The 24,262-nt window shown below is 69.4% G+C and carries 22 protein-coding genes; 5 read left to right on the forward strand and 17 right to left on the reverse strand.

Annotation, left to right across the window (positions count from 1 at the left end; all coding sequences use genetic code 11):
- On the forward strand, positions 1–195 hold a 195-nt coding region (locus tag FV234_RS26455; RefSeq protein ID WP_210250858.1), incomplete at its 5' end, for a hypothetical protein.
- Positions 196–646: 451 nt separating this feature from the next.
- Here FV234_RS26455 and polA read toward each other — a convergent pair.
- From polA to dapB, 8 genes are all read right to left on the reverse strand, one after another.
- Entirely contained in the window at positions 647–3,715 is a 3,069-nt protein-coding gene (gene polA, locus FV234_RS06730) for a DNA polymerase I (protein WP_147828481.1), read from the reverse strand.
- 37 nt (positions 3,716–3,752) lie between these two features.
- Positions 3,753–4,118, reverse strand: a complete 366-nt coding sequence (locus FV234_RS06735; protein ID WP_147828482.1) for a HepT-like ribonuclease domain-containing protein — start codon at positions 4,116–4,118, stop codon at positions 3,753–3,755.
- Positions 4,099–4,395 carry a nucleotidyltransferase domain-containing protein gene (locus tag FV234_RS06740; protein ID WP_147828483.1) on the reverse strand — a complete coding sequence of 99 codons (297 nt, stop codon included), beginning with the start codon at positions 4,393–4,395 and terminating at the stop codon, positions 4,099–4,101. Before FV234_RS06740 ends, FV234_RS06735 begins: the two co-directional genes overlap by 20 nt.
- A gap of 41 nt (positions 4,396–4,436) precedes the next feature.
- Positions 4,437–5,591, reverse strand: coding sequence for a YihY/virulence factor BrkB family protein (locus tag FV234_RS06745; RefSeq protein WP_147752603.1), 1,155 nt, complete (start codon positions 5,589–5,591; stop codon positions 4,437–4,439).
- A 109-nt stretch (positions 5,592–5,700) separates the two neighbouring features.
- Positions 5,701–6,660 carry a hypothetical protein gene (locus FV234_RS06750; RefSeq protein ID WP_147828484.1) on the reverse strand — a complete coding sequence of 320 codons (960 nt, stop codon included), beginning with the start codon at positions 6,658–6,660 and terminating at the stop codon, positions 5,701–5,703.
- A gap of 124 nt (positions 6,661–6,784) precedes the next feature.
- A complete protein-coding gene (locus FV234_RS06755; RefSeq protein WP_147828485.1) occupies positions 6,785–7,435 on the reverse strand; it encodes an alpha-ketoglutarate-dependent dioxygenase AlkB in 651 nt (216 codons plus the stop codon).
- 10 nt (positions 7,436–7,445) lie between these two features.
- A complete protein-coding gene (locus FV234_RS06760) occupies positions 7,446–8,081 on the reverse strand; it encodes a 2,3-bisphosphoglycerate-dependent phosphoglycerate mutase (RefSeq protein ID WP_147751674.1) in 636 nt (211 codons plus the stop codon).
- Between the two features lie 120 nt (positions 8,082–8,201).
- The gene (gene dapB, locus FV234_RS06765; RefSeq protein WP_147828486.1) at positions 8,202–8,999 is read right to left on the reverse strand and encodes a 4-hydroxy-tetrahydrodipicolinate reductase; all 798 of its coding nucleotides are present in this window, start codon (positions 8,997–8,999) and stop codon (positions 8,202–8,204) included.
- A gap of 182 nt (positions 9,000–9,181) precedes the next feature.
- Between dapB and ybaL the strand changes: the two genes are divergently transcribed.
- A complete protein-coding gene (gene ybaL, locus FV234_RS06770; protein ID WP_147828487.1) occupies positions 9,182–11,035 on the forward strand; it encodes a YbaL family putative K(+) efflux transporter in 1,854 nt (617 codons plus the stop codon).
- A gap of 120 nt (positions 11,036–11,155) precedes the next feature.
- On the opposite strand, the gene FV234_RS06775 is transcribed toward ybaL, so the two are convergent.
- Both FV234_RS06775 and FV234_RS06780 read right to left on the reverse strand, forming a co-directional pair.
- On the reverse strand, positions 11,156–11,509 hold the full coding sequence (locus FV234_RS06775; protein ID WP_238272718.1) for a GNAT family N-acetyltransferase: 354 nt from the start codon (positions 11,507–11,509) through the stop codon (positions 11,156–11,158).
- 92 nt (positions 11,510–11,601) lie between these two features.
- Positions 11,602–12,006 carry a rhodanese-like domain-containing protein gene (locus FV234_RS06780; RefSeq protein ID WP_147828489.1) on the reverse strand — a complete coding sequence of 135 codons (405 nt, stop codon included), beginning with the start codon at positions 12,004–12,006 and terminating at the stop codon, positions 11,602–11,604.
- On the opposite strand from FV234_RS06780, the gene ftrA reads away from it, so the two are divergent.
- A complete protein-coding gene (gene ftrA / locus FV234_RS06785; RefSeq protein ID WP_147828490.1) occupies positions 12,005–13,117 on the forward strand; it encodes a transcriptional regulator FtrA in 1,113 nt (370 codons plus the stop codon). The two genes, FV234_RS06780 and ftrA, sit on opposite strands and share 2 nt — an antisense overlap.
- 57 nt (positions 13,118–13,174) lie before the next feature.
- Here the strand turns inward: ftrA and FV234_RS06790 are convergent, their stop codons facing one another.
- From FV234_RS06790 to FV234_RS06805, 4 genes are all read right to left on the reverse strand, one after another.
- Entirely contained in the window at positions 13,175–14,647 is a 1,473-nt protein-coding gene (locus tag FV234_RS06790) for a UdgX family uracil-DNA binding protein (RefSeq protein WP_147828491.1), read from the reverse strand.
- Positions 14,647–15,858 carry a putative DNA modification/repair radical SAM protein gene (locus FV234_RS06795; protein WP_147828492.1) on the reverse strand — a complete coding sequence of 404 codons (1,212 nt, stop codon included), beginning with the start codon at positions 15,856–15,858 and terminating at the stop codon, positions 14,647–14,649. The genes FV234_RS06790 and FV234_RS06795 overlap by 1 nt, the downstream gene beginning before the upstream one ends.
- Before the next feature lie 115 nt (positions 15,859–15,973).
- On the reverse strand, positions 15,974–16,405 hold the full coding sequence (locus FV234_RS06800) for an OsmC family protein (protein WP_147828493.1): 432 nt from the start codon (positions 16,403–16,405) through the stop codon (positions 15,974–15,976).
- 96 nt (positions 16,406–16,501) lie between these two features.
- Complete coding sequence (locus tag FV234_RS06805; protein WP_238272721.1) at positions 16,502–17,092, reverse strand: RecX family transcriptional regulator; 591 nt, start codon at positions 17,090–17,092, stop codon at positions 16,502–16,504.
- A 107-nt stretch (positions 17,093–17,199) separates the two neighbouring features.
- Here FV234_RS06805 and FV234_RS06810 point away from each other — a divergent pair, with 107 nt between their 5' ends.
- Positions 17,200–18,606, forward strand: coding sequence for a TAXI family TRAP transporter solute-binding subunit (locus tag FV234_RS06810; protein ID WP_187273603.1), 1,407 nt, complete (start codon positions 17,200–17,202; stop codon positions 18,604–18,606).
- Between the two features lie 13 nt (positions 18,607–18,619).
- Here the strand turns inward: FV234_RS06810 and FV234_RS06815 are convergent, their stop codons facing one another.
- Together FV234_RS06815 and FV234_RS06820 are read right to left on the reverse strand one after the other, a co-directional pair.
- Positions 18,620–21,400, reverse strand: a complete 2,781-nt coding sequence (locus tag FV234_RS06815; protein ID WP_147828495.1) for a PAS domain-containing protein — start codon at positions 21,398–21,400, stop codon at positions 18,620–18,622.
- Between the two features lie 148 nt (positions 21,401–21,548).
- Positions 21,549–22,982, reverse strand: a complete 1,434-nt coding sequence (locus tag FV234_RS06820; protein WP_147828496.1) for an FAD-linked oxidase C-terminal domain-containing protein — start codon at positions 22,980–22,982, stop codon at positions 21,549–21,551.
- Positions 22,983–23,288: 306 nt separating this feature from the next.
- Between FV234_RS06820 and FV234_RS06825 the strand changes: the two genes are divergently transcribed.
- The gene (locus FV234_RS06825) at positions 23,289–23,651 is read left to right on the forward strand and encodes a cytochrome c family protein (protein ID WP_147751661.1); all 363 of its coding nucleotides are present in this window, start codon (positions 23,289–23,291) and stop codon (positions 23,649–23,651) included.
- Positions 23,652–23,774: 123 nt separating this feature from the next.
- Here FV234_RS06825 and FV234_RS06830 read toward each other — a convergent pair whose 3' ends face one another.
- Positions 23,775–24,218 carry a MarR family transcriptional regulator gene (locus tag FV234_RS06830; protein WP_238273086.1) on the reverse strand — a complete coding sequence of 148 codons (444 nt, stop codon included), beginning with the start codon at positions 24,216–24,218 and terminating at the stop codon, positions 23,775–23,777.
- Positions 24,219–24,262: the final 44 nt, after the last annotated feature.

A 24,262-nucleotide genomic window follows, 5' to 3' on the forward strand; every position in this document is an offset into this window, starting at 1 on the left:
GAACATGATCCTAATCAGCCCCGAACTCCAGCGGGGGACTCAAATGGTGGAAGGTGGGTTGGACGTGATGACAGTCGATCTATCACGGTCGATCAGAAGCCGATCTTTAATAGCCGATATGCTTCGCCGGCAAAAAACCCTGAGAAGTACTGCGATGATCAATATAAAAGAGAAGTTTTCAATGTAAAATGGTAGGGCTAAGAGGTTGTTACGCACAGGCGATGGTGGGGCTAGTGGCTTGCGAGCAAGGAAAAACAATTCCGCCCCTAAATTATTGAGGCTATGATGTTGATAGCAACCAGACTGATTACGCTTATTCAGAATTCGGACAAAATTCAAGTCGAGGTCCGTTTATTTGCACCTACAAAAGAAGAGGCTGATTGGATTTGTCGGTACGAAATCGACTGGCCCTCTGCTCGAAGGTCTAGTTTTGCTGCAGGATTAGATTCAATGCAAGCTATTTATCTAGCGCAGCAGAAAATTGGAATCGATATATATATGAGTAATCATCACGCTAAAGGTAGTATTTATTGGCAAAAACCCAACTCCGGGTATGGTTTTCCCGTTCCAAAAAATGGCCGCGTTTTTCTTGTCGGAGAAGATAAACTATTCGATGGATAAAGTACAAATTTGCGGGGGCGCCCGGTCAATGCGCCTCCTCCCAGTTCCCCGCCGCCCGCGCCTCCACCACGAGCGGCACGTGCAGCGTCAACGCAGGCGCGGGCGCCTCTTCCATGATCCGCTTGATCACCGGGATCGCGCGGTCCACCTCGTCCGCGTTCGTCTCGAACACCAGTTCGTCGTGCACCTGCAGCAGCATGCGCACGTTCAGGTGCTCGGCGACGAGCGCCGCCTCCATCCGGGTCATCGCCCGGCGGATGATGTCGGCGGCGGTGCCCTGGATCGGGGCGTTGATCGCCTGGCGCTCGACGCTGGCGCGCTCGGACGGGTTGTTGGAGCGGATCTGCGGGTAGTGGCAGACGCGGCCGAACAGCGTCGTCACGTAGCCCTTGTCGCGGCAGATCTTCTTCGTGGTGTCGATGTAGTCGCGGATGCCGGGGAAGCGCTCGAAATACTGCTTGATGAACAGGCTCGCCTCCTCGCGCCCGATGCCGAGGCGGTCGGCCAGCCCGAAGGCCGAGATGCCGTAGATGATGCCGAAGTTGATGGTCTTGGCCCGGCGCCGCAGGTCCGGCGTCATGTCCGAGAGCGGCACGCCGAACATCGCGCTGGCGGTCGCCGCGTGGATGTCGATGCCGTCGGCGAAGGCTTGGCGCAGCTGCGGGATGTCGGCCATGTGGGCGAGCAGGCGCAGCTCGATCTGGCTGTAGTCGGCCGAGATCAGGCGGTTGCCCGGGTCGGCGACGAAGGCGCGGCGGATGCGGCGGCCCTCCTCGGTGCGGATCGGGATGTTCTGCAGGTTCGGGTCCGACGAGGACAGCCGGCCGGTGGTGGTGGCGGCCAGCGAGAACGAGGTGTGCACCCGGTTGGTGTTGCGGTCGGCGTGCTCCTGCAGCGAGTCGGTGTAGGTCGACTTCAGCTTGGCGAGCTGGCGCCAGTTGAGGATCTTCTTCGGAAGGTCGTGCCCCGCTTGGGCCAACTCCTCCAGCAGCGTCGCCGGCGTCGCCCACTGGCCGGACGGCGTCTTCTTGGCGCCGGGCAGGCCCATCTTGCCGAACAGGATGTCGCCGATCTGCTTCGGCGACGAGACCTGGAAGCGCTCGCCGGCATCCTCCTGGATCTCCTCCTCCAGCCGCGCCAGGATCTGCGAGAAGTCGCCCGACAGCCGCGAGAGCATGTTGCGGTCGACGCGGATGCCGTGCTGCTCCATCCGGGCGATCACCGCGATCAGCGGCCGCTCCAGGGTCTCGTAGACGGAGAGCCGCCGCTCGGCGACGAGGCGCGGCTTCATCATCCGCCACAGGCGCAGCGTCACGTCGGCGTCCTCGGCCGCGTAGGCGGTGGCGCGGTCGAGCGGCACACGGTCGAAGGTGACCTTGGCCTTGCCGGTGCCCGCCACGTCCGAGAAGGTGATCGGCTGGTGGCCGAGATGGCGCTTGGCGAGCTCGTCCATGCCGTGCCCGCCCTTGCCGGCATCGAGCACGTAGGAGATCAGCATGGTGTCGTCGCACGGGGCCACGGTGATGCCGTAGCGCTGGAACACGAGCCAATCGTATTTCAGGTTCTGCGCCACCTTGAGGACGCTCGCGGCCTCGAGCAGCGGCTTCAGCCGGTCGAGCGCGGCCCCGCGGTCGACCTGCGACGGCAGCGGCTCGACGAGGTCGGAGGCCTTCGCCCCGCCGCCGAACAGGTCGTCTGCGTTCGGCGCGGCTTCGACGGCGCGGACGTGGGCGAGCGGGATGTAGGCGGCCCGCCCCGGCGCGACGCAGAGCGAGACGCCGACGAGGTTGGCGTGGTGCGCATCGAGCGAGTCGGTCTCCGTGTCGACCGCGATCACCCCGGCCTCGTGCGCTTCCGCGATCCAGGCATCGAGGTGTTCGAGCGTGAGGATCGTCTCGTAGGCGCTGGTGTCGAACGGCTTGCTCGCCTCCGCCGCGCGCGCCGCGACGAGGGTCGAGGGCGACGGATCGGACGGGCCGCGGGCCTTCGGCGCCGCATCCGGCAGGCCGAATTCCGCGAAGGGATCGACCTCGGCGCCACCCTCTGCGCCCGTCGCGGCGTCGGCGAAGGGTGCGTCGTCGGCCTGGACATGGCCTGGGAGCAGGCGCGGGTCGGGCTTCACCGCCTCCGGGTCGACGTGCAGCATCGCGGCGATGCGCCGGGTCAGCGTGTTGAACTCCATCGCCTTCAGGAAGCCGACGAGCCGTTCCGGGTCGGGCTTGGGCAGGCGCAGGTCGTCGAGCGCCACCGGCACGTCCACGTCCTCGACCAGCGCCACGAGCCGGCGCGAGAGCCGTGCCTGCTCGATGCCGGCCAGCAGCGTCTCCCGGCGCTTGGGCTGCTTGATCTCGCCCGCCCGCTCCAGCAGCTGCTCCAGGCTGCCGTATTCCTTGATCAGGGCGGCTGCGGTCTTCAGGCCGATGCCGGGGACGCCCGGCACGTTGTCGGAGGTGTCGCCGATCAGCGCCAGCGCGTCGCCGATCTGGTTCGGCTGCAGGCCTTCCCACTTGGCGACGATCGCCGCCTCGTCGAGGTTGCGCTCCGGGCGGTGGCCGGGCTTGCCCTTCGAGCCGGATTCGAAGTCGTAGAACCGCACCAGCGGCCCGACGAGCTGCATCAGGTCCTTGTCGGACGAGACGATGATGACGCCCGCGCCCCGCGCCTCGGCCTGCCGGGCGTAGGTGGCGATCAGGTCGTCGGCCTCGTAGCGCTCCATCTCGATCGCGTGCAGGCCGAAGGCGCGCACCGCGTCGCGCATCAGCGGCATCTGCCGCTTCAGGTCGTCCGGCGCATCGGGGCGGTGGCCCTTGTAGTCGGGGAAGAGCTCCTTGCGGAACGAGCCCTCCGACTTGTCGAAGACGATGCCGAGATGCGTCGGGCAGATGCCGGCGGCGCCCTCCTGCACGAACTGCGCGATCTTGGTGCAGAACAGCCGCACGGCGCCGGTCGGCAGCCCGTCGGACGGCCGGAAGTTGAACTTTTCCGGCTGGTTGATCGCCTGGAAGTAGGCCCGGAAGATGAACGACGACCCGTCCACCAGGATCACCTGATCGCCGGGGCCGACAGGTGATGATGTTGGACTGTCGGCGGTCATGGCGCGCGGGTGTCTCGAAGAATGGGAGGGAGATGGATTAGGCCGGCGAAGACCGATCGGCCTCGAGTTCGGCGCGGCAGACCACGGCAATCTCCGTCAGCGGCTGGTGGACGGTCTTCCACACGATGTCCAGCGCGACGCGGTGATAGGCGTGGCGGTAAAAGTTGCCCGTATCTGCGATGTTCTGCCAGGGAATGTGCGGATGCCGGGCCTTGAATGCGGCGCCTCGGCGCCGGCTCGCCTCGGAGACGATCTCGATGCAACGGATCACTGCGTAGCTCGTCCGCAGGTCGGTGGCGAAGGCTTCGAAGGACATGCCGTCGATGAAGTTGCGGGCGGCCTGAGCGTCGTCGAGGATGTCGACGCAGGCGTCGGATTCGCGCTCAGAAAGCACGGATGGCATCGCGTTCGGCTCGCGAGAGGATGTGAGGCTTCAACGTTTCGCGAGTGACGACATCGACGGAGACTGAAAACAAGCTCCCGATTGCCCGGCAAATTCCGACATCGTTGAAGGCGTCGCGCACCGCCTCAGCTTCGATCTCGATCAGCACGTCGAGATCGCTGTCCGCATGACCTTCACCTCGGGCGATGGAGCCGAACAGGGCGGCATGGCGGACGCCGAGGCGCTGTAGGGCGTTCTCGTTCGCCCGAAGGATACCGATGGCGGTGTCGCGATCCATGGGACGTATCTATCCCTGAATCGCGGCGAATTAAACAATCCTCAGGTCGCAACCCCGACCGTATCCGCCATCTTCGCCCGCCGCGTGCCGAGCGGCTGCGGTGCGCCGACCGTGGTGTCGTGCGCGGTCTGGTGCTCCATCTCGGCGTTCACCTCCGCGCCGAGCAGGACGATCACGGTCGAGATCCAGATCCAGGTCATGAAACCGATCACGGCGCCGAGCGAACCGTAGGTGTCGTTGTACTTGCCGAAGTTCGCCACGTACCACGAGAAGCCGAGCGAGCCGGCGAGCCACGCGAATGCGGCGAGCGCGCTGCCCCAGGTCACCCAGCGCCAGCGCGGCGCATCCCGACATGGCCCGTAGCGGTAGAGCAGGGCGAGGCCCCCGAGCACGGCGACGAACAGCGCCGGCCAGCGTAGGAGGGCGAGGTACCACGCGTCGCCCGAGAGCCCGACGGTGTTGAACACCACCGGCAGCACCACGATCGCGCCGAGGGCGAGGATGATGAACAGCAGCGCGCCTCCGGTGAAGGCGAGCGAGCGCAGGTTGAGCCAGACGAAGTTCCGCGTCTCGCGCTCCTCGTAGACGATGTTGAGCGCGTCGAAGATCGCCTTCATGCCGCCGTTGGCGCTCCAGACCGAGAGCAGGATGCCGGTGAAGAAGGTGATCCCGAGGGTGGTGTCACCCTTGGCCGCGATCCGCTTCACCTGCTCGCCGACGATGTCGATGGCGCCCGAGGGCATCACCCCCTGGAGGCTGGCGAGGTGGTCGTTGATCGTGGCGACGTCGGCGAACAGGCCGTAGCAGGACACCAAAGCCGCCACCGCCGGGAAGATCGCCAGCAGCACGTAGAAGGTGACGCCGGCCGCGACCGAGACCAGGCGGTTCTCCTTGAGGTCGCGGAACACCCGCAGCCCCACATCCTTCCAGCCGCTGCCCGGGATCTCGGACGGGCTGCGCGCCTGGCGGCCGCGATCCGCCTCGGTGCGCGCCACCGCCTTGGCCTCGCCGCCGGCATGCGACGGGGCCTCTGCACGCGGCCCGTCCGAACCGGTCTCGGACCGCGCGTCCAGCCGGTCTCCGCCGCGCCGCCGGGGCAGGACGGCGATGCCGACGAGGGTCGCGGCGAGCGCCAGCGTCCAAATCGCGGACTGGCGGTCGTCCTGCGTTCCCGCGCCGAAGTCTCGATCCGTCATCCAACATCCCGTCGCGGTGGCCGTCCAGGGGACGGCGCGTCGCGACGACAACCGGAGGTCGTGAGGAGTGTTTCCCCCGGGGACGGACGAATTCTCAAGGACGCGGGTTTTATTTCACCTGAACACTGTCCACGACCTCACGAAATTTGGCGAGCGTGCCCTCGCGCTGGTCCTGGCGCACCACGCCGAGCGCGCGCAGGTATCCGTCCGGCGCGAAGCGGATCGTCTGGGAGACGACGACCGGCGTATTGGTCGGCAGGTCGGTCGCCCGCGCCACGATCTCGTGCCAGTCGACGCCGTTCGAGCGGTAGCTCTGCGAGCGCTCGATCACGAAGTCCTTCATGGTCTGGTTCGAATACAGGGCCGCCTTGGCGAAGCCGTCGCGCTGCTCGGCCGTCGGCGGCTGCTGCACCGCCTGGGCGAGCACCAGGATCGGCTGCTCCAGGTTGGTCATCTGGTCCTTCGGCCCTTGAGTCATCAGCACCGAGTTGCCGGCCAGCACGCGCAAGGGGCGGAAACCCGCCGGGTCGCCGACGCGGAAGGGCAGGGCGTCGACCTGCTGCTCCAGCGTCAGGGCCGGGCGGATCGTCACGCCGGTGACGAGGCTGCGCATGGTCTTCTCGGTCTCGGCGTCGGGAACCGCCTGGCCGATGATCAGGCCGGTGACGGTCGCATCGCCCACCAAAAGCAGCCACTTGCGGATCGTCGGCGTGCTGCCGCCCGGCTCGCCCGGCTGCGAGCCGGTGAACAGCATGCCCTCGGCCTCGCCGATCTTCACCGGCTCGCGCGTCTCGACGGAGAAGCCCTGACTCTTCAGGTTCGCGTCGGTGAAGGTCTGCACGAGGTCGGCGAAGGCGGTGGCCGGCAGCTCGACCACCGAGAGCGTCGCCCCGCCTTCCTTGCGCTCGAAGCCGGCGAAGCGGCGCGAGGGCGACATGTCCGAGGGCGGCTCGAAGCCGAAGCGCGAGCCCGCCGGGTAGACCGGCTCGGCGGCCGAGGCCGGCCCCGCTTCGAAGCCGAGCACCAGGGCGAGCAGCGCGAGGGTGGACAGACGGTGGCGCAGACGCATCGAACCAGGATCTCCACGATCCGGGACGGTGCCGGACCGGCTGCGATGGGTCGGCCCGCGGCCGGGCTCTGTCAAGCGGACGCGTTTACACGACTTGCCGAGCGGCCGACGGAGGTCAGAACGCTCACAGGGCCGAGCCCGTCACGCGCCGCAGGGTCAGGTTGCAGCGGCCGCCCGGCGGCAGGAAGGCGGGCAGCGGGTCCTCCGCCTCCGACAGCAGGTCGCCGCCCGCGATGATCCGGTCGACGCCATGGTGGATCAGGCGGGAGGCGCCGCCGATCACCAGGGCGTCACCGGCCGTCAGGCGGATCGATCGCGTCGGGTCGGATCGCCGCAGGCCGCCGTAGCGGAACACCGCCGCGGCGCCGAGCGACAGCGAGACCACGGGCGCCGACAGGTCGGCCTCGTCGCGATCCTGGTGCAGGCCCATGCGGGTGCCGGGCGCGTAGAGGTTGATCAGGCAGGCTTCCGGTGCCGGAAAGCCCGCCGCGAGCGCATCCCAGGCCGCGCGCACTGTCGCGGGCATCGCCGGCCAGGGCGCGCCGGTCTCCGGGTGGTCCGGCTGGTAGCGGTAGCCGGCGATGTCCGAGACCCAGCCGAGCGGGCCGGCGTTCGACATCCGCACCGAGAACGGCTTTCCCGTCTTCGGCATCCGCGGCGTGAACGGCGGCGCCAAGGCCAGCACGGCCGCGATCTCGTCGGCGAGCCGCCGCCGGCCGGCCCGATCGAGCCAGCCGGGATGGTGGATCAGGCCCGGGGCGAGTTCGACCGCCATGGCGCGCGCGTCACGCGTCGTCGATGTCGCGCTCCAGCACCGCCTTCGAGGCGACGGTGGTGTCGGCCTTGAGGCGGTAGACCAGCGGCACGCCGGTGGCGATCTCCAGGCCGGCGATCGTCGTGGTGTTCAGGCGGTCGAGCACCATCACGAGGGCGCGCAGCGAGTTGCCATGGGCTGCGACGAGCACCCGGTCGCCGGCCATCACGCGGGGCAGGATCGTCTCGATGTAGTAGGGCAGCACGCGCGCCGCGGTGTCCTTCAGGCTTTCGCCGCCGGGCGGCGGGATGTCGTAGGAGCGGCGCCACTGGTGAACCTGCTCGGCGCCCCAACGCGCCTTGGCGTCTTCCTTGTTGAGGCCCGAGAGGTCGCCGTAGTCGCGCTCGTTCAGGGCCTCCGAGCGGATCGTCTCGATGTCGGAAAGCCCCATCTCGCCGAGCATCAGCTTGCAGGTGCGCTGCGCCCGCCCGAGGTTCGAGGTGAACGCCACGTCGAAGCCGTAGCCCTCGCTCTTCAGCCAGCGCCCGGCCTTGTGCGCCTCGTCGACGCCGCGCTCGGTCAGGTCCGGGTTGCGCCAGCCGGTGAAGAGGTTCTTGAGGTTCCACTCGCTCTGGCCGTGGCGAGCGAGGACGAGCAGGCGGTCCATCGGTGTCCGGTCTTTCTGGAAGCGCCCGGTCGGGCTTGTCGGTGCGGCTCCTACCAGAGGCGGGCCGAGGCCCCAAGCGCAGGCCGGAGACCCGCCCCCAACTGTCCGCCAGCCTGAGGCTTACAGGCCGAGCACGTCTGTCATGCTGTACAGGCCCGGCGGCTTCGGATGCGCCCAAAGCGCCGCCTTCACCGCGCCGGCGGCGAACAGGCTGCGGTCCTCGGCGTGGTGCGAGAGGGTGATGCGTTCGCCGGCGCCGGCGAAGATCACCGAATGGTCGCCGACGACGCTGCCGCCGCGGAGCGTCGCGAAGCCGATGTCGCCGGGTTTCCGCGCGCCGGTATGGCCGTCGCGGGTCGAGACGCGCACGTCGGCGAGGTCGACGCCACGCCCGGCCGCGGCGGCCTCCCCGAGCAGCAGCGCGGTGCCCGAGGGCGCGTCCACCTTCATGCGGTGGTGCATCTCGGCGATCTCGATGTCGAACTCGGGCCCCAGCGCCGCGGCGACCCGCTTCACCAGCGCGGCGAGCAGGTTGACCCCGAGGGACATGTTGCCGGAGCGCACGATGCGGGCGTGGTAGGCGGCGGCGCGTAGCTTGGCGAGGTCGTCCTCCGACAGGCCGGTCGTGCCGACGACGTGGACGATGCGGGCCTGCGCCGCGAGCTCGGAGAACATTACGGTCGCCGCCGGCACGGTGAAGTCGAGCACGCCGTCGCTGGCGGCGAAGGCGGTCAGCGGGTCGTCGGTGACGGGCACGCCGAGCGGGTGGAGGCCGGCCAGCGTCCCGGCATCGTGGCCGATCGCGTCCGACCCTTCGCGCTCGATCGCGGCCGAGAGCGTGCAGCCCTCCGCTTCCGCCACCGCGCGGATCAGCATCTTGCCCATGCGCCCGTCGGCGCCCACCACCACCAGCCGCATCGTCTTCGCCGTCCTTCGATCCGTCGAGCACGGGGGTATAGGGTCGTCGTCGGCCTGCCAACCCGGCCGCGCCTGTGCGCTGGAACACCATTCGGCTGCAGCGCTTACGGAATTCGTCGCACGATTCCGCTAGGCCGATGCGACACCCGCGTCCGACGCCGAATCCAGGAGACGACCGCCCCGTGCCGCATGCGACCGAGCTGATCGCCATCATCGCCCTGGGCCTCGTGATCGCCTTCGTCTTCGGCATGCTGGCGCAGAGGCTGCGGCTGCCGCCGCTGGTCGGCTACCTCGTGGCCGGCATCGCCATCGGCCCGTTCACGCCGGGCTTCGTCGGAGACCAGAAGCTCGCGGGCCAACTCGCCGAGATCGGCGTGATCCTGCTGATGTTCGGCGTCGGCCTGCACTTCTCGATCAAGGACCTGATGGCGGTGCGCACCATCGCGCTGCCGGGCGCCGTGGTGCAGATCGTGGTCGCGACCGCCATGGGCGGCGGCCTGGCGCTCGCCTGGGGCTGGGGCCTCGGGGCCGGGCTCGTGTTCGGCCTCGCCCTGTCGGTGGCGAGCACGGTGGTGCTGCTGCGGGCGCTGGAGGAGCGCAACCTCCTCGACAGCGACAAGGGCCGCATCGCGGTGGGCTGGCTCATCGTCGAGGACCTCGCGATGGTCCTCGCGCTGGTGCTGCTGCCGGCGCTGGCGCCCTCGCTCGGCGGCAGCGCCGCCGGCGGCGACCACGCCACCGGCAACTCGCTGGCGCATTGGCTCTCCGGCCATCTCGGCGACAGCATCTGGCTCACCCTCGGGTTGACGCTGGCCAAGGTCGGCCTGTTCACCACCCTGATGCTGGTGGCCGGCCGCCGCGCGGTGCCGTGGCTCCTCGACCAGGCGGCGCGCACCGGCTCGCGCGAGCTGTTCACGCTGGCCGTCCTCGCGCTGGCGCTCGGCATCGCCTTCGGCTCGGCGGAGCTGTTCGGGGTGTCCTTCGCGCTGGGCGCCTTCTTCGCCGGCATGGTGCTCGCCGAATCCGACCTCAGCCATCAGGCGGCGGCCGATTCCCTGCCGCTGCAGGACGCCTTCGCGGTGCTGTTCTTCGTCTCGGTCGGCATGCTGTTCGACCCCGGCATCCTCGTGCGCGAGCCGCTCTCGGTGCTGGCCGTGCTCGGGGTGATCCTGCTCGGCAAGTCGATCGCCGCGGTGGCGATCGTGTTGGCGTTCAAGCATCCGGTCGGCACGGCGCTCACCATCGCCGCGAGCCTGGCGCAGATCGGCGAGTTCTCCTTCATCCTCGTCGGCCTCGGCCTCTCGCTGAAGCTGTTGCCGGAGGAGGGGCGCGACCTCATCCTCGGCGGCGCGCTGCTCTCGATCACCCTGAACCCGCTGTTCTTCGCGGCTGCAGCCCGGGTCGAGCGCTACCTCGCCGACCGGCCCGACCTCGCCCGCCGCTTCGAGCGGCGCGGCGCCGACGCCATCGCGGTCTCGGAGCCGGCCAAGGCCCATCGCGGCCACGCGATCGTCGTCGGCTACGGCCGGGTCGGCAGCGGGATCGGCAAGGCGCTCGACGCCTGGGACCTGCCCTTCGTGGTGGTGGACCGCGACCGCCGCCGGGTGCTCGACCTGCGCGCGTCGGGCCTCGAAGTGGTGTTCGGCGACGCGCTCGCGCCGGGCATCCTGGCCGCGGCCGACATCGCCCAGGCGCGCCTCCTCGTGATCGCGACGCCGGATTCGCACAACGCCCGGCGCCTGGTCGAGATCGCCCGCGAGGCCAACCCGCGCATCGACACCCTGATCCGCACCCACAGCGACGCCGAGCGCCGCCGGATGGAGGAGGAGAAGGTCGGGCTGGTGCTGATGGCCGAGCGCGAGCTCGCCTTCGGCATGACCTTTTACGCGCTCCGCAGCCTCGGCCTCACGGAAGGCGAGGCCCGCCTCTACGTCGACGCCAGCCGCGCCGACAGCCGCGCGGAGGCCCCGACTGAGGCCGAGATCGAGCAGGCACCGGAACTGAGGCCGCACAAGGAGGAGCCGGCGGCGGGGTGAGGCGGTGCCCGTCCGATCACTCGGTCGGATGGGAGGCGGGTATTCCGTTCCCGGGCCGACCGTCAGCGCTGGATGGGTTTGCGGCTGTTGGTTCCGAGCACCTTCCCGATGGTGCACTCGTCAACACCGCAGCGGGATCGCGAACCGTTCCTTCTTTGCGCTGAGCGCCCCGGTTCGGAGGTAGAAACGGATGGCTTCCCTGTTCCAGACCGGCGTCTGCCATTCGAGACGATCGACGCCCTCGATCTGCGCGAGCTTCGCCACCGCGTCGAAAAGTTGCCTGCCGATGCCCCGCCCGCGCGCACTCGCCGCGACGAACAAGCAGTCGAGATGGCCGTAGGTGCGCCCTCGCCAGAGCGAAAAGTCGAACGTGACCGCCGCGTAACCGACCAGCGCGTTGCCCATATCCGCTACGAGCAGGTGGGTCGGCAGGCTGTCCGTCGACAGGATCGCTTTCAGGTCGTCGAGCGACAAGGATGCCGTCCCGCGCTCGAATGCGGCATGCGCCCGAACCATTTCGAGGATGGATGTTGCGTCGGACGCAGCCGCTTTCCGAAAGTGAGCGCTCACGCCGTGGCCTCAGACCGCGCCAAGTCGAAGCCCTCGTCGAGCCAGCCGGTGATGCCGCCCGCCATGATCTTGACCGGGCGCCCGAGTTCCGCGAGCCGCAACGCTCCCCTGGCGGCGCCGTTACAGTGCGGACCGGCGCAGTAAGTCACGAACACCGTGCCCTCGGGCCAACGTTCGAGCTTGGAGCGCACGATTTTGCCGTGCGGGAGGTTGATCGCGCCGGGAACGTGACCGGCAGCGAACAGGGCGGGACTGCGCACGTCGAGCAGCACGAAATCCGCCCCGCGCGCCAGGGCGTCATGCACGTCCCAACAGTCGGTCTCAAACGCGAACTCGGCGGCGAAGCGCTCGCGGGCGAGGTGGCTCGGGGCAGGTGAAACGGCGTTGACTGCGGTGGGCATGGTGATCCTTCTTGATGGACGGCACCATGTCGGGCTCGCAAAGCTCGGTTTGCAATTGGCCGAAACGACAGGCATCGTGAAGATCGTGCCAAACACGACCGGACCCCTCGCCGTCGCGCTTCTCTACGATGGCCTGTGTACCTTCGAGTTCGGGATCGTGGCCGAGGTGTTCGGCCTGCCCCGGCCGGAGATGGGCGAGGCGTGGTATCGATTTGCCAGTTGCGCAGTGGAGGGTGGGCCGTTGCGGGCGCACGGGGGCTTCACCCTGACGCCGGACCACGGCATCGAGCTGATCGACTGCGCGGATATCATCGTAGTCCCCGGCTGGAAGGGGAGCGACGAAGCGGTCCCCGAGGATCTCTGCCACCGCCTTCGTGAAGCACATGAGCGCGGAGCGCGGCTGGTTTCCATCTGCTCGGGTGCGTTCGTGCTCGCAGCGACCGGGCTACTCGATGGCGGGACGGCGACGACGCACTGGCGCTACGCCAAGGCGCTGCGCGATGCCCATCCCAAGGTCGCGGTTGACCGCTCCTCCCTGTATCGATCCTACGGGCGGGTCTTCACTTCGGCCGGGAGTGCGGCAGGGCTCGACCTCCTGATCGAGATCGTGCGTCAGGATTACGGGCCAGAAGCTGCGAACTCCGTCGCACGGCGCCTCGTGATGCCCGCCCACCGTACCGGCGGTCAGGCGCAGTTCCTGGAGCGGCCAGTGCCGGTGCGCCGGCACAACGAGGTGGCGCCCCTGATCGACCGAATGAGGGCCGAACTCGGTGCGCCGTGGCCGCTGACCCGCATGGCCGAGGCGTGCCGCATGAGCCTGCGCACGTTCATGAGGCGCTTCAACGAGGCGACGGGGGCACCGCCGGGCGAGTGGCTCGCGGCCGAACGGATCGAGGAGGCCAAGCGCCTGCTCGCCGCAGGCCGTCTGAGCGTCGACGAGATCGCGGTCTTCGTCGGCCTGGGCGGGGCCGACACGCTACGGCACCATTTCCGCAAACGCATCGGCATCAGCCCCGGCGAGTTCCGGACACGTTTCAGCCGTCCGGAGTCGGCACGAGGTGACGTGTCTGTCCCTTCGGCCTGCGAACATCCTGCGTTGTGTTCACAGTGATCGACTTCGGTGGGATGCCGACCCGGCGTAGGCGGACGAAATCTTGTCCGTCGGCGTTCACCCTGCCAGCTCGCGCCCCAGCTCGGCCACCCGCCGAAGGTCGCCGACGAAGGTCGCGTAGGCTTCTTCCTTCGCTTCGTCGGGCAGGCGCAGCAGGTAGGAGGGGTGGACGGTGATGAAGCCCTGGAAGCGGTCGTCGAGACGCTCGAAGCGGAACGGCCCGCGCGCGCGGGTGATCGGGATTGACTTGCCGGTGAGCGCCAGCACCGCGGTCGCGCCGAGCGCCACCACGAGCTTCGGGGCGACGAAGTCGAGCTCGCGGTCGAGCCACCAGCGGTAGCGGCTGACCTCGCCCGCCGTCGGCTTCTGGTGGATGCGGCGCTTGCCGCGCTCTTCGAACTTGAAGTGCTTGACCGCGTTCGTGAGGTAGCTCGCTTCGCGGTCGATCCCGGCCTCGGCCATCGCCCGCGACAGCAACTGGCCCGCCGGCCCGACGAAGGGGCGGCCTTGCCGGTCCTCCTGGTCGCCCGGCTGCTCGCCGACGAAGGCGATGGTCGAGCCGACCCGGCCCTCGCCGAGTACCGCCTGCGTCGCGCCCGGCACCAGGGGCTCGGAGCGCTTGATGATGGCGTTCAGCGCGTCGAGGGTTTTGGGCGCCTGGTCGGACATCGCCGCCACGGCCTTGGCCGGATCGCGCTTGATCGTCATCTGCGGGGCCCTTTCGATCATCTGGGTGGTCCGGGACGCGGCCGCCCGGACGAGGCCGGGGATGGCGGCGGTCTCGGGCATGTTGTGCCAGTATTTCTTCGGCATCTCCGCCCGCATCGCCTTCAGGTTGGTGCGGGCCGGATTGAACGTGCTCTCGTAGTAGTCGCGCCATCCGGCCTCGAAGCCGTCGCCCTCGGGCAGCTGGGCCTTGTCGCCGGGCGGACCGAAGGCGAGCGTCGCGCGGTCCCAGTGCGCCGAGCCGTCCGGCGTCAGGATGGTCCAGTCCATCGAGCGGAAGCGGTCGACGAAGAACGGCGCAGCCGCCTCCAGGATGTGGTTGTCGGGCTCGAACCAGGCGACGAACCGTTCGCCGGCTGCGGTCTCGATCCGGCGGAAGCGGAGGAACGCGTGCATCTTGTGCAGGTCGCGGGCGATCGCCTTGCGCATGCCGCCGAGGCGGTGGACCAGCGGATCGCTCGCCACCTCGGTCAGGTGGCGCTCGCCGTGGCGGACGCGCCAGACGAGGGTGTGGAGCAGGGCGTAGCGCTCGCGGTCGCGGTGGGGCACCACCATAGGGATCAGCCCGGCCACCGGCTTCGGCAGCGCCACCGGCGGCGCGTCGGGCTCCGCGCCGGGCGACGACCCGAACAGGCCGGGCGCGTCGCCGGCCGACCACGTCACGCGATCGGGCGGCACGTCGTCGGCGACGAGCCGGCGCAGGGCCGCGCGGAAGCCGTCGAGATCCGCGCCGGGGCGCAAGTGGATCGTGCGAGACCCACCCTCCACCGCTTCAGGGGGAGGGAACAGGTCCGGCGCGTCCATCAGAACAGGCTCAGCTGCTGGGCCGGCTCCACCAGCCGGCTGCGCAGGTCCAGGCGATCGGTGAGCCCGCCCGGCGTGTAGTCGGCGGCGATCAGGAACGGGCGGGCGCGCTTCAGGGCGGAGGACAGGCGCGCCACGTCGTCGAGGCGCAGGCGCGTGTGCCGGCGGGCCTTGATGATCTTGTCGACCGCCCGCGCGCCGAGTCCCGGCACGCGCAGCAGCATCTCCCGGTCGCCGGTGTTCACGTCCACCGGGAAGCGGTGGCGGTTCTTTAGCGCCCAGGCGAGCTTCGGGTCGATGTCGAGGGAGAACATGCCGTCGTCGGCGGCGTCCGCCACGTCGTCTGCGGAGAAGTCGTAGTACCGGATCAGCCAGTCGGCCTGGTACAGGCGGTGCTCGCGCTGGAGCGGAGGCGCCTTCAGCGGCAGGATGCCCGAGCCCTCCGGGATCGGGCTGAAGGCCGAGTAGTAGACGCGCTTGAGCCCGACGCTGCCGTAGAGGTGGGCGCTCTTGCGGATCAGCGCCTCGTCGGTGGTCGCGTCCGCACCGACGATCACCTGCGTCGACTGGCCGGCCGGCGAGAACCGCCGCCGCTCGGCCTTGGCCTCGACGATGCGCTCGGCGACCTGCGCCATCGCGTTGAGGATCGTGGCGCCGTCCTTCTCCGGGGCGAGCGTCTGCAGGCTCGCCTCCGTCGGCAGCTCGACGTTGATCGAGAGGCGGTCGGCGTAGAGCCCGGCCTCCTCGATCAGCCAAGGGCTCGCCTCGGGGATGGACTTGAGGTGGATGTAGCCGCGAAACCCGTGGTCGCGCCGCAGCGACTTCGCCACCCGCGTCAGCAGCTCCATCGTGTAGTCGGGCGACTTGATGATGCCCGACGAGAGGAACAGCCCCTCGATGTAGTTGCGCTTGTAGAACTCCACCGTCAGCGTCACGACCTCCTGCACCGAGAAGCGCGCGCGCTGCACGTTCGAGGAACGGCGATTGATGCAGTAGGCGCAGTCGAACAGACAGTAGTTCGTCAGCAGGATCTTCAGGAGCGAGATGCAGCGCCCGTCCGGGGTGTACGCATGGCAGATCCCGGAGCCGGTGGTCGAGCCGAGTTCGTCCTTGCCCGCCTTGCGCTTCGGCGCACCCGACGACGAGCACGAGGCGTCGTACTTGGCGGCATCGGCGAGGATGCGCAGTTTCATGGCGAGAGCTTCATCCATCGAACAAATTAGGAACCCGGGGGTCGCAAGGACAAGGTGCCAAAGGGCGTTGCGCCCCTGTGGCGATGCCGCACCCCGCGGCGTCGTCGCGGGGCGCGGCGTCCGGAAACGTCGGTCAGCCCTGCTTGAGGATGGCCTTCAAGGTGATCTCGCAATCGAGGACCTTCGAGATCGGGCAGCCGACTTCGGCGGCGTGCGCCAGCTCGTCGAACTTCGCCTGGTCGATGCCGGGGATCGAAGCGGTCAGCGTGAGGGCCGACTTGGTCACCTTGAAGCCGGCGCCGTCCTTCTCGAGCGTCACCACCGCCTCGGTGCTCATCTCGGTGGCCGCGAGACCGGCTTCCTGCAGCTGGAACGCGAGCGCCATCGTGAAGCAGCCGGAATGGGCCGCCGCGATCAGCTCTTCCGGGTTGGTGCCGGGCTTGTCCTCGAAGCGCGTGTTGAAGCCGTAGGGCTGGTCGGACAGCACGCCGGACTGGGTCGTGATCGTGCCCTTGCCTTCCTTGCCGTTGCCCTTCCAGACAGCGTGCGCCTTGCGGTTGATCATCGAAGCTCTCCAGAATTCGCGGCTGCGCGCACGGACGGCGCGCGACGTCACCGTCGACCCTCGGCCAAGTGGCGCAGTTTCCGGCGAGTTCCAGGCTCAAGGCCCGTCGGGCACCTCCTCGGCGTCGACGGTGCGGCGCGCGAGATCGTAGCCGAAGCCGGCGCGCGCCAGCGCTCCGAGGTCGCGGTCGCGGTGGAGCGCGCGGATGTCGGGACGACGGAACGGCCCGAGCCGCCGGCGCTTGGCGTAGGCGAAGGCGGCCTTCTCCTCGATCGCGGCGGCGTCCGCCTCCGGCACGGCTTCACGCTCGGCCTCCATCGCGGTCTCCACCGCGTCGCGCGACAGGCCCTTGGCCGAGAGCTTGGCCGAGGCGCCGCGGGACGAGGTGCCGCGACGGCGCAACGTCGCCAGCCGCGCCGTGGCGAAGCGGGCGTCGTCGACGAGGCCGGCCGAGACCGCGCGTGCCACCGTCGCCTCGATCATTTCGAAGAACGCGCTCGCATCCTCGCCGCGGGCGCGGGCGCGCTTCTCGACCCGGCGCCGGAGCGTCCGGCGCAGCATCTCCACCGAGGCGCTGTAGCGCTCCAGGTAATGCAGCGCCGCCCGCTCGACATAGGTCGCGGTGACGGGGGGCGTCGGCCGCGCCGCGCGGTTCGCCCCGGGTTCTGCAACGGTTGCGCGTTTCACGTGTTCTTCACGATCCGGACAGGTTTGCGTTCCATGGATCAGCCATGGAACGCAGGCAACGCGGCAGGATCGGTCATGGTCTCCTCCCCGCAGCATCGGCCATCCTGTTGAGACGCGAGTGGCTCCTCGTGCTGCTCGCCCTCGGGCTCGCCGCCACGGCGGCGGCCGTGGTCTACCTGTCTCGGCCGACCACGCTCACCGTCGCCGTCGGGCCGCAGGACGGCCCCGAGGCCGCGCTGATCGAGGCCTACGCGAACGCCCTGTCGCGCGCCCGCGAGGACGTACGCCTGAAGGTGGTGCGCTACGCCGACGTGCGGGACAGCGCGGCCGCGCTCCAGGCCAACAAGGCGGACCTCGCCGTGGTGCGGCCGGACGTGCTGCTGCCCGAGAACGGCCTGACGCTGGCGATCCTCCACGACGAGGCCCTTGTCGTCGCGGCGTCGGAGTCGGGCGAGATCGACGAATTCCCGGCGCTGGCGCGCAAACGCCTCGGCATCGTCGTGCGGCACAGCGCCGACATCCCGTTCATCACCAACATGCTGACCTTCTACGACTTCGTCCCCGCCGCCGCCGACTTACCGGACGGCGAGGAGGTCCCTCTGGGGCAGGTCGCGCTGGTGACCCTGAAGCCGTCCGAGGTCACCGCCGCCATCGCCGACAAGCGGGTAGACGCGGTGGCGATCATCGCGAGCCCGACCTCGAAGGCCGCGGGCGCCATGGTCCACGCCGTCGAGGTCGGCCTGCCCGACAAGAAGGTCGGCCTCGTCTCGGTGCCCGACGGGGATGCGATCCTGCAGCGTTACCCCGAGCTGCAATCCGTCACGATTCCGGCCGGCACCTTCGGCGGCCGCCCGAAGCGGCCGGCCGAGGAGGTCAAGACCGTCGGCGCCTCCTATCGCCTGATGGCGCGGGGCACCGTCAGCCGCGTCGCCGTCGCGTCGGCGACGCAACACCTGTTCGAATGGCGCTCGCGGCTCGCCGCGACCGCGCCGATCGCCAAGCTGATGAAGGCGCCCGACTTCGACACCACCGTCGCCGCCACCTCGGCGCGGCTGCCGAACCATCCGGGCGCGGTGGATTATTTCGAGCGCGAGCAGCAGACGTTCCTCGACCGCTACGAGGACTACATCTACCTGCTGGCCTTCTTCGGCGGCACGATCGGCTCCGCCGTCGCGTGGCTCGGCCAGCGCCTCGCGCGCAAGCGCCGCGAGCGGGTCGACATCGTACTCGACCGCCTGCTCGACGTGATGCGCGAGGTCCGCGCCGCGCCGACGATGGCCGAGCTCGACGCCCTGGCGATCGAGGTCGACGACCTCGTCGCCGACGTGGTGCGCTACGCCCGCGAGCGCTCGATCGACGCGCGCACGGTCAGCGCCCTGATCCTGGCGGTGGACGGCGTCCACGCCGCCATCAACGACGGCCGCCGTGCGCTGTCAGCCGCGGGTGAGCCGCGCCCCGGCGGCCGTACCCGCGCCGCCCGCTCGCTCGCCCTCAACCTATCCGCCGCGGAATAGGTCGCATCCGGCCCTACCCCTCGATGATCTCGCGGATGCGGCTCGCCAAAACCTCGACCGGGAACGGCTTGGTGATCATCTGCATGCCCGGATCGAGGCCGCCGTTGCCGAAGATCGCGTTCTCGGCGTAGCCGGTGATGAACAGCACCTTCAGGCCCGGCCGCACCAGCCGGGCGCGGTCGGCGAGCTGGCGCCCGTTGAGGCCGGGCAGGCCGACGTCGCTGACCATCAAGTCGATCCGCGCCCGCGATTCCACCATGCGCAGGCCCGTCGGACCGTCCGACGCCTCGAGCGCGGCGTAGCCGAGCTCGGCCAGAACTTCGACGATGAGGTCGCGCACCACAGGGTCGTCCTCGACCACGAGCACCGTCTCGCCGCGCTCGGCGCGCAAGGCCGCGGCGATTCCGGGGCCGGTCCCCTCGGCCGCCGCCTCGCCGCGGTAGCGCGGCAGGTAGATCTTGATCGTCGTGCCGGACCCCACCTCCGAGTAAATCTTGGCGTGCCCCTCCGACTGCTTGGCGAAGCCGTAGATCATCGACAGGCCGAGGCCGGTGCCCTGGCCCAGGGGCTTCGTGGTGAAGAACGGGTCGAAGGCCTTGGCGACCACGTCCGGGGGCATGCCGGTGCCGGTGTCGGTGACGCAGACGCAGATGTACTGGCCCGGCTCCACCTCCGGGTGCAGGCGCGCGTAGGCGCGGTCGAGGTGCGTGTTGCAGGTCTCGACCACGAGGCGGCCGCCGTCCGGCATCGCGTCGCGGGCGTTGATGGCGAGGTTGAGCAGCGCGTTCTCGAGCTGGTGCGGGTCGCAGAGCGTGAGCCAGAGGCCGCCGGCGGTGACGATCTCCAGGTTGACCTGCTCCGTCAGCGTCCGGCGCAGCATGTCCTCCATGCCGGCGATCAGGCCGTTGGCGTCGGTGGGCTTCGGCTCGAGCGGCTGGCGGCGTGCGAAGGCCAGCAGGCGGTGCGTCAGCGCGGCGGCGCGGTTCGCGGAGGACAGGGCGGCGGTGGCGTACTTGCCGATCTGCTCGGTGCGGCCCTGCTTGATCCGCGTCTGCATCAGGTCGAGGGAGCCGACGATGCCGGTGAGCAGGTTGTTGAAGTCGTGCGCGATGCCGCCGGTGAGCTGGCCCACCGCCTCCATCTTCTGCGCCTGGCGCAGCAGCTCCTCGACCGCGCGCTGCTCGGTGATGTCGCGGCCGACGATGTAGAACAGGTCGCCCTCCGGCACCGCGTTCCACGACACGGTCAGGCGTTCGCCGTCCTTGCGGATCACGTGGTCGACGAAGCCGTCGACGGTCTCGCCGCGGGCGAGCCGCGCGAGGATCTCGGCGGTCTCGGCGTGGTCGTCCGTGTCGATGATCGCGGCGAACGGCTCGGCGAGGAGTTCGTCCTGGCTCCAGCCGAGCGCCCGCGTCCAGGCCGGGTTGACCGCCTTGAGGTAGCCGTCGAGCCCGGCGGTGCCCATCAGGTCGGTGGTGGTCTCCCACAGCCGGTTGCGCTCGCGGGTGCGCGATACGACCTCTCGCGTCAGCGCCGCCTCGATCCGCGTCCGGTCGGTGACGTCCTGCACGAAGGCGTAGAAGCCGTCGACGGCGCCGTCGCGATCCCGGCGCGGGATGTAGCGGATGTCGGCGACGCGCTCGCGCCCGTCCGCGTGCGGCCACGGCATCTCGAAGCGGATCTCTTCGCCGGCGAGCGCGGCGGCGAAGGCGGGCTGGCGTCGCGCGAAGCCGTCCTCGTCGATCAGGTCGCGGACGGTGCGGCCGATCACGTCCGAGAGCGGGCGCGAGAACCAGGTCTCGTAGGCGGCGTTCGCGAAGCGGTAGGTGAGGGTCGGGTCGATGAAGGCGATCAGGCTCGGAAGCGCGTCCGCCACCAGGCGCAGCTCCTGCGCGGCCGCGCGAAGCGCCTCCTCGGCGGTGCGGCGCTCGGTGATGTCGAAGGTGACCCCCGGGAACCGTCCGGGCCGGCCTTCGGCATCGAGCACGCACTGGCCTTGCGCCGCGACCCAGCGGACGCCGTCGTCATGGATCAGGCGGTACTCGGCCGAGAACTCGCCGCCCGTCCGCATCGCCGTGGCAATCCGCTCCTGCATGCCGGGCAGGTCGTCGGGATGGATGCCGCCGAAGAACGCGGCGATCGGCGCCCCGGCGGCAGCCCGGTCCGGGTCGACGCCGTAGAGCCGCGCGAACCGGGCATCCGCCGTGACGCGGTCGGCCGCGACGTCCCAATCCCAGGTGCCGATGCCGTCGCCGGCCGAGAGCGCGAGCTCGAGCCGGTTCCGGCTCTCTTCCCGTGCCCGCTCGGCGAGGACCTGCGCCGTGGTCTCCCGGGTGATGCAGATCATCCCGGCGATCGCGCCGGAATCGTCGTGGACCGGCGAGTACGAGAACGTCCACCAGGTCTGCTCGGGCCGGCCCTGGCGGTACATCGTCAGGGGCAGGTCGTGCACCGACACGCTCTCGCCGGAAAGCGCCCGGTCGCAGAGCGGGCCGATGTCCTGCCACAGGTCCGCCCACAACTCCGGGAACCGGGTCCCGAGCGTCCGCGCCACGCGGTCGCCCAGCACCTCGCGGTAGGGGTCGTTGTAGAAGCTGAGGAGGTCCGGCCCCCAGGCCAGGAACATCGCCACCGGGCAGGCCAGCATCGTCGCGAGCGTGGTGCGCAGGGCCACCGGCCAGCCCGCGAGCGGGCCGAGCGACGAACCGCGCCAATCCTTGGCCAGGATCTCGCGGCCGGTCTCGCCGCCCTCGGCGAGGAAGCGGAACCTCGGGTCCTCGTGGGCGGACGTCATCGTGCCGGACCAGGCACGGTCCGGGTGCGCTCCGGAGTCCGGCCGAGGCGGCGCTCCGGGCGGGCGAGAACGTGCGAAGCGTCGGTCCGAGACATCGCAGCAGGGATGTCGGCAAGTCCCGTGGGTGTCAACGCGGCGTGGGCCGTCCTCAGGCTGCGACCCGGCCTTCGAGCGGGAAGACCTTCGCCGGGTTCATCATCCAGTGCGGGTCGAAGACGTTGCGCACCCGCATCTGCTGCTCCAGGTCGGCCTGGGTGTACTGGAAGCGCATCAGCTCGCGCTTCTCGATGCCGACTCCGTGCTCGCCGGTGAGGCATCCGCCGACCTCGACGCAGAGCTTGAGGATCTCGTCGCCCGCGGCCTCGGCCTTCTGCAATTCACCATGCTTGTTGATGTCGAACAGGATGAGCGGATGCAAGTTGCCGTCGCCGGCATGGAACACGTTGGCGACGCGCAGGCCCTGCGCCCTGCAGATCGCGCCGATCCGCTCCAGCACCACCGAGAGCTGGCCCGTCGGAATCGTGCCGTCCATGCAGATGTAATCGGAGATGCGCCCCGTAGCCCCAAAAGCCGACTTGCGGCCCTTCCAAATCGCGGCGGATTCGGCCTCGGACTTCGAGACGCGAATGCTCGTCGGGCGGAAATCCTGCGCGATCGCGGCGATGCGGGCGAGCATCGCCTCGCACTCGGCGTCCGAGCCCTCGACCTCGATGATCAGCATCGCCTCGGCGTCGCGCGGGTAGCCGGCCTGCGCGAAGTCCTCGGTGATCAGGATCGCCTCGCGGTCCATGTACTCGATGGCCACCGGAATGATGCCGGCGGCGATAATCGCCGCAGTGCAGGCGCCGGCATCCTCGACCGAGGAAAAGCCGACGAGCGCGGGCCGCGCGCCCTCGGCCGCGCGCAGGATCCGCACGGTCGCCTCGGTGACGATGCCGAGCTGTCCTTCCGAGCCGCAGATCAAACCAAGCAGGTCGTAGCCGCCGGATTCGAGGTGGTCGCCGCCGATCTCGACCACCGTGCCGTCGTTCATCACCAGCGTCACGCCGATCAGGTTATTGGTGGTCACGCCGTACTTGAGGCAGTGCGCCCCGCCCGAGTTCATCGCGATGTTGCCGGCGATGGTGCAGGCGAGCTGGCTCGACGGGTCGGGCGCGTAGAAGAAGCCTTCGTGGCTGACCGCGCCCGAGATCGCGAGGTTGGTGATCCCGCTCTGGACGCGGGCGACGCGGTCCTCGAAATCGAGGTCGAGCACCTGGGTCATCTTGCCGACGCCGAGGATGATCGCATCCTCCTGAGCGATCGCGCCGCCGGCCAGCGACGTGCCGGCACCCCGCGGCACGACGCGGACGCCGTGCTCGTGGCAATAGGCCATCACCGCCGAGACCTCGGCCGTTGTCGAGGGCAGCACCACCGCCAGCGGCATCCTGCGGTAGGCGGTGAGCCCGTCGGTCTCGAAGGCGCGGCGCTCGTCCTCCGTGATGACCAGGGCCTCGGGGCCGACCAATGGCCGAAGGCCCGCCACGATCGCGTCGCGGCGCGCGACGACGCCGGCATCGGGCTCGGGGAAGCGGATGGACATGGCGTGAACCTCCGGGATTCTCGAAGTCCCCTAAGCGCCGCCGGCGATCCTTCAGCCTACGGTCAGGCGCGGGCGGTAAAGGTGTCGGGCGGCGACGCGGGGACCTGTTGGTGGGCAGTCTAGCCCAATATGGGCGAGCCCGCACCGCCGTCGATCGGCCGGCTGGAACGAGGTGGAGGATGCTGCAACGTTTGGTCGCAGCGCCCGAACGGCACGAGCCGCGTTTGCACCTTCGACCTGTTCCAATCGACAAAGCTCTGCCATAAGCCTGACGGCCATAACCGTCACAACGGAGGAAATACCCCGATGCGTCATGTCATCCTCGGCGCCGCCTTTGCCCTGCTCCTGCCGGTCGCCGCCCAGGCGGAAGGCGACGCGGCCGCAGGCGAGAAGGCGTTCGCCCCCTGCAAGTCCTGCCACAACTTCGAGAAGAACGGCGTCGGCCCCAACCTCAAGGGCATCGTCGGCGAGAAAGCCGGCGAGGGCCGCGACGGCTACGCGTTCTCTGCGGCGCTGAAGAACTCGGGCATCACCTGGGACGAGGCCAACCTTAAGGAGTGGCTCGCCGACCCGAAGAAGAAGGTCCCCGGCACCAAGATGGTCTTCCCGGGCATCAAGGACGAAAAGAAGGTCGACGACATCATCGCCTACCTGAAGTCCAAGACCTGATCTGAGGACCTGATCGCCCGGCGGTAAGCCTGAGGCAATCGACCACCCGGCCGGACAGGCTGAGGGCCGCCCCGCTCAAGCGGTGGCGGCCCTTTTCGTTTGCCCGGCATCAGACGACTTTGGTCAGGCGTCGGTGCCGTCGTGAAGGCCGGTGCGGAGGGTGACGAGGTGGTCGAGCAGGGCGCGACGCCCCTCGACGTCGAGGCCGGTCATGCCGCCGGCCTGGTCGGGGATGCAAGCCAGCGGCTCGCGCAAGGCCCGCCCGGCGTCGGTCAGGAAGATGCTCACCTGGCGCTCGTCCGCCCGGTCGCGGGCGCGGCGCACGCGACCCGACGCCTCGAGGCGCTTGAGCAGCGGCGTGAGGGTGCCGGAATCGAGGAAGAGGCGCGTGCCGATCTCCTTCACCGACAAGCCTTCTTCCTCCCAGAGCACGAGCAGCACGAGGTATTGCGGATAGGTGAGGTCGTGCTCGCCCAGCAGCGCACGGTAAGCGCGACCGAAGGCATGCGCGGCGGCGTAGACGGCGAAACAGAGTTGGTTGTCGAGGCGCTGCGAATCCGCAGGCACGTCCGGGACGACCGCGGACTTCCTCGGCGCCCGCCGCTGCGGTC

Source organism: Methylobacterium sp. WL8 (assembly GCF_008040045.1).
Taxonomy (GTDB): domain Bacteria; phylum Pseudomonadota; class Alphaproteobacteria; order Rhizobiales; family Beijerinckiaceae; genus Methylobacterium; species Methylobacterium cerastii.